This is a genomic window from Tibeticola sp. (genome assembly GCF_022759015.1).
GTDB classification, from domain to species: domain Bacteria; phylum Pseudomonadota; class Gammaproteobacteria; order Burkholderiales; family Burkholderiaceae_C; genus Tibeticola; species Tibeticola sediminis.
Window position 1 is genome coordinate 21,960 of record NZ_JAEMQB010000165.1, and the last position, 6,147, is coordinate 28,106.

Below are 6,147 nucleotides of genomic sequence, written 5' to 3' on the forward strand. Positions count from 1 at the left end.
TTCATTCCTTCGGGATGTAGCCCGTGATTTCCAGGCCGTAGCCCGTCATGCTGGGCATGCGCCGCGGCGCGCCCATGAGTTTCATGCGGTGCACGCCGCAGTGGCGCAGAATCTGCGCGCCGATGCCGTAGGTGCGCAAGTCCATGCGGCCGCGCTCCGGTGCCTGGCTGGGCCGCGCGCGGTTTTCGAACTGCGCCAGCAGCTGCTCGGCGCTCTCGCCGCAGTTGAGCAATACCGCAACGCCCCGACCCTGCGCCTCGAGGTAGGCCAGGCTCGCATCCAGGCTCCAGGAGTGCAGGCCGCGGCCGCATTCGAGCACGTCGAGCACCGAGAGCGGCTCATGCACCCGCACCGCCACCTCGGTCTCGGGCGACCACTCGCCCTTGACGAGCGCCAGGTGCACCGACTGGCTTGGCGTGTCGCGAAACGCATGCGCCATGAAGTCGCCCCAGGGCGTGCGCAGCGGCCGGCTGTCGATGGGCTGCACCAGCGATTCGGTGCGGCTGCGGTATTCGATCAGGTCGGCGATGGTGCCGATTTTCAGCCCATGCTGCGCGGCAAAGCGCTGCAGGTCGGGCAGCCGCGCCATGGTGCCGTCGTCGTTCATGATTTCGCAAATCACCGCCGCCGGCGTGCAACCCGCCATGGCCGCGAGGTCACAGCCCGCCTCGGTGTGGCCCGCACGCATCAACACACCGCCGTCCACCGCCTGCAGCGGGAACACATGGCCTGGCTGCACGAGGTCTTCGGGCCGGGTGTCGCGGCCCACCGCGACTTGAATCGTGCGCGCGCGGTCCGCCGCCGAGATGCCGGTCGTCACGCCCTCAGCCGCTTCGATGGAGACGGTGAACGCCGTGCTGTAGACCGTGCCGTTGCGCGCGGCCATGGGCGGCAGCTTCAGGTATTCGCAGCGCTCGCGCGTGAGCGTGAGGCAAATCAAACCGCGGCCAAAGCGCGCCATGAAGTTGATTGCCTCGGGGGTGACATGGTCGGCTGCGAGCACGAGGTCGCCCTCGTTCTCGCGGTCTTCCTCGTCGACGAGGATGACCATGCGGCCCGCGCGCAGCTCGGCCACGATGCCCTCGACCGGAGAGATGCCGACCGTTTGCTCGGGCGCAGCGGTATTGGATGCGGTGTTCATGCGTGGGCCTCGGGGTTGGAGGGGGTGGGCCGGGTCGTGGTGGGGTCGAGGCTCAACATGCGCTCCACATAGCGCGCGATCAGGTCGATCTCGAGGTTCACCGCGTCGCCCGCGCGCAGACCGCCCAGTGCCGTGTGCTCCACAGTGTGCGGAATGAGGTTGATGTCCACGCGGCAGTCGTCAGCGCTGTCGGTCACCCGGTTGACGGTGAGGCTCACGCCATTGACGGTGATCGAACCCTTGTACGCCAGGTACTTCGCCAGGGCACGCGGCGCGGCAATTTCGAAATGCCAGCTCTCGCCCACGGGCTCGAAGCGTTCGACACGGCCTACCCCATCGACATGGCCCGACACGATATGCCCGCCCAGCCGGTCGGTCGCGCGCAGCGCTTTTTCGAGATTGACCGGCCCCGGGCGATCGAGCCCGGCCGTACGCGCCAGCGACTCGGCCGAGACGTCGACGGTGAAGCCGCTGGCTGCAGCGTCGAGCGTGGTGACGGTCATGCAGGCGCCGTTGATCGCAATGCTGTCGCCGAGGGCGACGTCGTCGAGGTAGCCCGCAGGCGCCTCGATGCTCAGCCGCACGCCATGCGCGGGCCCCTCGCCCAGCGGGCAGACCTCAACGATGCGGCCGACGCCGGTGATGATTCCTGTGAACATCGCGCTATTTTCGCAGGGATTGCCCCTGAAGCCCACGCGGTCGGCCCAGAACGCCTGCAAACCGCTGCGAACCGCCGCGGGGCTGGGTGGGGCGCGACTTCGACGCGGGGCGGCGCCCCGGCGGGCCGCCCCGCGTCGGTCAGTTGGATGCCTGCCGCGCGCGCAGCCGGCTATCGGGCCCGACGCGCGTGACTTCGTGCCAAATCCAGCGCGGCACCGTGTCGAGGTTCGTGTACGGCCCCAGCGCAGCCATGCCGCGCCCGGCCCCGAGCATCAGCGGCGCGAGGTACATCAGCCACTCATCGACGAGCCCCGCGGCCAGCAGCGCGCCGTTGAGCGTCTCGCCGGCCTCCACATGAAGCTCGTTGACCTCACGCCGCGCCAGGTCCGCCAGCAGCGCATCGAGCGCCACGCGCCCGTCTGCAGCGGGCAGCACGATCACCTCGGCCCCTCGGGCTTCGAGGGCGGCGCGCCGCGCGGCGTCGTCCACGGCGGTGTAAATCCACACACGCCGATGCGCTTGCGCCTCGAACAGGCGCGCCGTCGGCGGCGTGCGCAAGCGGCTGTCGAGCACCACGGCATGGGGCTGGCGCGGGGCGTCCACGTCGCGTGCGTCGAGCCGCGGGTCATCGGCCAGCACCGTGCCCACGCCGGTCAACACCGCGCAGGCCCGTGCCCGCCAGCGGTGGCCGTCGAGCCGAGCCTCGGGCGAGGTGATCCATTGGCTCACCCCGTTGGGCAGCGCCGTGCGCCCATCGGCCGAAGCCGCCACCTTCAGCCGCACCCAGGGCCGCTGGCGCTCCATGCGGCTGAAAAAACCAATGTTCAGCTCGCGCGAGGCCATGGCCAGCGGATGATCGGGCGACAGCAGTTCCACCGCCACACCCGCCGCGCGCAGCCGCTCCAGCCCTTGTCCCGCCACCCGCGGGTTCGGGTCGATGTTCGTCACCACGACCCGACCCACCCCCGCCGCCGCGAGCGCATCGCAGCACGGCGGTGTGCGGCCAAAGTGTGCGCAGGGCTCCAGCGTGACCCACACCGTCGCACCGCGAACGTCATGCCCGCGCGCGGCAGCATCGCGCAGCGCCATGACCTCCGCGTGCGGACCGCCCGCGGCCTGGGTGTGGCCTTCGCCCAAGACGGCACCGTCCGCGGCTGTGATGACGCAACCGACGCGGGGGTTCGGTGGCGTCAGAAACAGAGCGCGCTCGGCCAAGGCGAGCGCGCGGTGGAGGGGGGAGGAACCGTCACGGTCAGTTCGGGGCGTATCCGACATCTCCACTCAACGCCAGCAGGCACTCACGAGTGCCGCGGTTTGGTCGCTCCCCTGGACAAACTTTTCGCCGCGGTGGTTCAGAGCCAGTGCACCGCAGCGCGTGTCTGCAGCTTGCGCACCAACAGGGGTGGCAACGATGGTGAAGGAAGATGCCGTGGGCTGACCCGATGCAAAGGCAAAGCTGTACACGCCGTTGAGTTCAGTTGCACAGGCGAGTGTGGGCAGTGTGTTGGGCGTGTTGTAACTCATGGAAGTGGTGTAGCGCCGCTCCATTTGTTGCGCCATCTCCTGCAAGCAGGCGGCGGCGTTGGCGCGCCGGGTGCGCTGGATGTAGCTCTGGTAGCTCGGGTAGGCGATTGCCGCCACGATGGCGACGATCGCGACGACGATCATCAACTCGATGAGCGTGAATCCCCGGTTCTGCCGCTTAGTCACAGTGTTGGTGGACATGGGATCAATCCTTGATGATTTCGCGCCAGGATACCCGGCCTTTGAAACTGGCCGATCCCAAGCCTGTGATGCTCTTGATCAAGGCACCCGAAGTCGAACTGGTGCCGGAACCACCGGCGAACAGGATGACCTTGGTGATCATGAGCTCCTTTAAGGTGAAGCCCAGTTGAAAAGCTCGATTCTTCATGGATCAATCAACAATAATTTCACGCCACGAGAGACGGCCTTTAAATGTGCTACCAAGGTTAACCTTGACACTTGCCAGCCCACCCGAAGACCCGCCAACAAATAGACGATTGCCGATCAGGACAGACTTGCCGGGCATGCCAATGTTGGGGTCGAAACCACCGATGAAGTTGCCGTTGAGCTTGTCGTCCGTAAAACCATTTGCACCATTGACGTCGAAGAAGCCGGCATCAAGGGACGCGCCGCTAAACGGCGCAATGGCATTTAAGTAACCTTTTCCGCCGGGCACGCAAGGGTCAACTACTGGAATGATTGAACTGACCACCAGAACTGGTTTCACCGCTTTGTACAGTGCGCTCGCCGTGACGATGCGCTCACCTGATTGGGTAGTGAAGTTGATATACCAGCCTTTTTTGCCTGTCATGTCGCCAGCCGAAGCCGAGTCGAATGTTCGTACCTGCTTTCCATCAAACACCCCTTCATCATTAATACGACGTAGTACAAGTTCTGATTTATCAGAATTGATAATGCCGTTGTCATCTATCAGTCCATACCAACTATTTACTTGCGTATCAGTCGGATCCGCGCTGCGAAAATAACTGCCGGTGCCGAAGAAGATAAATCGTTTTCCGTTGTTGGGGTCGCCAGTCAAATCATTTTTGGCAACAATTATGGGAGCCGTGATCGGCTGAGGAATGTTGCTTGTATCTTTAGCCGTAAACAGAGGTTGCGAGCTAAAGGCGACTTTCCAATTTGCAACGGCAGCGTCGCTGACATCAAATTTCCAAACATTCCCTTTCAGGTCGCCCGCGTAGATGAAGTCAACGGTTCCGTTACCATCTGCGTCAATCACGCCTGGCGTAGCGAGACCGTTATCGCTACCGACCGCAGTGTCTATTTTTTTGATTAAAGCCCCTGTCGTAAGATTAAATATATAAAGGACAGCTTTACCCGAGCTTGAGTTGTATCCATTTCCCACAATTACAGCCCAAGAGCCATCGTTCATTTTCGCAATCAGCGGTTGGCCTAACATGTAACCAAGGTCCGCATCGCTAGGGCTTGAGTATTCCCACAGCACGTGGCCTGCTGCAAAGCTGCTTGGGGTGCTGACATCTAAACCGAACAACCCCTTGCCACCCAGCCCTAAAGTTGAAACAAGATAGTTTTTGCCAACGGTTTGACTTGCGCTGGAAACTGCAATGTCGCCATCCACAAAATACTTGTGTGCGTAATTGGGTTGCGCCAAGCTTTGAAGATTAGGAATAACCGCACTCGGAATGTATGCAAACAATTCTTGTCCAGAAGTTGCATCAAAAGCATGCAACATACCGTCATTGGCGCCGACGTAAACGGTATTGGTATCCTTGACATAGTAGGGGGATGAATGAACGATATCACCAAGGATGTTGTTAAGCGCACGATTTCTGAAACTCCCGCCATTTTGTAGTTCCTTGCTACGCACGCCGCGAATAAATTCGACCACATCTGAGCTGCCAAGGGCAGTTTGATCTGTCGCAGACAATGCCGCCCAATTGAAAGGTTTTGCTGAGCCGTCAGAAGTGGTAAAGATATTACGGCTGGCTGGCGCTGGGATATGTTCAGAAGCTTTCCAGTTGGTACCGTCTGTACCTGTGGCAGAGACCTTGATGGCCTCCAGGTCACCACTCCATTTACCGCTCTCGAACTTGGCTTGAAAGACCTGGCTGCCTGTATTGACGGAAGTGCTGTTGGCAGAAATGTTGGATGCGGAACCTGTGCGCTTGACGATGCCGATTAGGGTATTGGTCATCGCGGTTGCAAATTGTTCGGGATCCGCAGCGCTGAAGAAGCCGCCCCGTCCGTTGACGGAAGCGTGTACCAAATCGTCCAGCAAAGCCGCATTTGAAGAAGTCGGATCTGGCCAGGTAATCGATGCGCCAGTTTGAATCGCTGCAAAGGCTGCAGCGGGGTCAACGGAGCCAGTCACACCCAACCCCACCCCAAAAGTGACCATGTGCTGCCAGAAGGCCGGGTCTTGAAAATTTGTTGGTACTTCGTTGGCAATATCTGGGCGCAGGTCTCGTTTCCAATAGTACATGGCCACGTCGGCGAGCGTATCGCTTCGGGTGTCATTGAATGGTGACACAGCCGAATAGGTGTAGGTTTGACCGTTTGGTCCGGTAATCGTTGGGCCGGCCGTGCCGTCGTTGTTGGCCCTAGCATCGGGAGTACTAGCTGGGTCGCCATTCCAATAACCATCGGTCATCAGGATTGCATAACTCTGTCTGCAGGTTAGGTCAATTCCCCCGTCAGCCCCCGGCGTTGTGCTCCAGGGACCTCTCGAGTCGGTTCGACTGAAGTATTGCCCAACATCATCCAGCGCCCGGCGAAGGGGCGTGCCTGCTGCCGGAATAGCGTGCCCATATAAACTGGTGAAAAAATTTGTCCTGTCTGCG

6 protein-coding genes are annotated in these 6,147 nt (G+C 61.5%); all 6 read right to left on the reverse strand.

What is annotated here, in order from left to right; genetic code table 11:
* Position 1: 1 nt before the first annotated feature.
* The gene (ribBA, locus tag JHC36_RS10400; protein WP_287918795.1) at positions 2-1,141 is read right to left on the reverse strand and encodes a bifunctional 3,4-dihydroxy-2-butanone-4-phosphate synthase/GTP cyclohydrolase II; all 1,140 of its coding nucleotides are present in this window, start codon (positions 1,139-1,141) and stop codon (positions 2-4) included.
* Positions 1,138-1,800 carry a riboflavin synthase gene (locus tag JHC36_RS10405; RefSeq protein ID WP_287918797.1) on the reverse strand — a complete coding sequence of 221 codons (663 nt, stop codon included), beginning with the start codon at positions 1,798-1,800 and terminating at the stop codon, positions 1,138-1,140. The genes ribBA and JHC36_RS10405 overlap by 4 nt, the downstream gene beginning before the upstream one ends.
* Positions 1,801-1,939: 139 nt before the next feature.
* Positions 1,940-3,076, reverse strand: a complete 1,137-nt coding sequence (gene ribD, locus JHC36_RS10410) for a bifunctional diaminohydroxyphosphoribosylaminopyrimidine deaminase/5-amino-6-(5-phosphoribosylamino)uracil reductase RibD (RefSeq protein ID WP_287918799.1) — start codon at positions 3,074-3,076, stop codon at positions 1,940-1,942.
* Between the two features lie 6 nt (positions 3,077-3,082).
* Positions 3,083-3,526: a type IV pilin protein gene (locus JHC36_RS10415; protein WP_287918801.1), complete on the reverse strand. Its 444-nt coding sequence runs from the start codon at positions 3,524-3,526 to the stop codon at positions 3,083-3,085.
* A 4-nt stretch (positions 3,527-3,530) separates the two neighbouring features.
* Positions 3,531-3,668: a hypothetical protein gene (locus JHC36_RS10420; protein ID WP_287918803.1), complete on the reverse strand. Its 138-nt coding sequence runs from the start codon at positions 3,666-3,668 to the stop codon at positions 3,531-3,533.
* A gap of 48 nt (positions 3,669-3,716) precedes the next feature.
* On the reverse strand, positions 3,717-5,957 hold the full coding sequence (locus JHC36_RS10425) for a pilus assembly protein (protein WP_287918805.1): 2,241 nt from the start codon (positions 5,955-5,957) through the stop codon (positions 3,717-3,719).
* Positions 5,958-6,147: the final 190 nt, after the last annotated feature.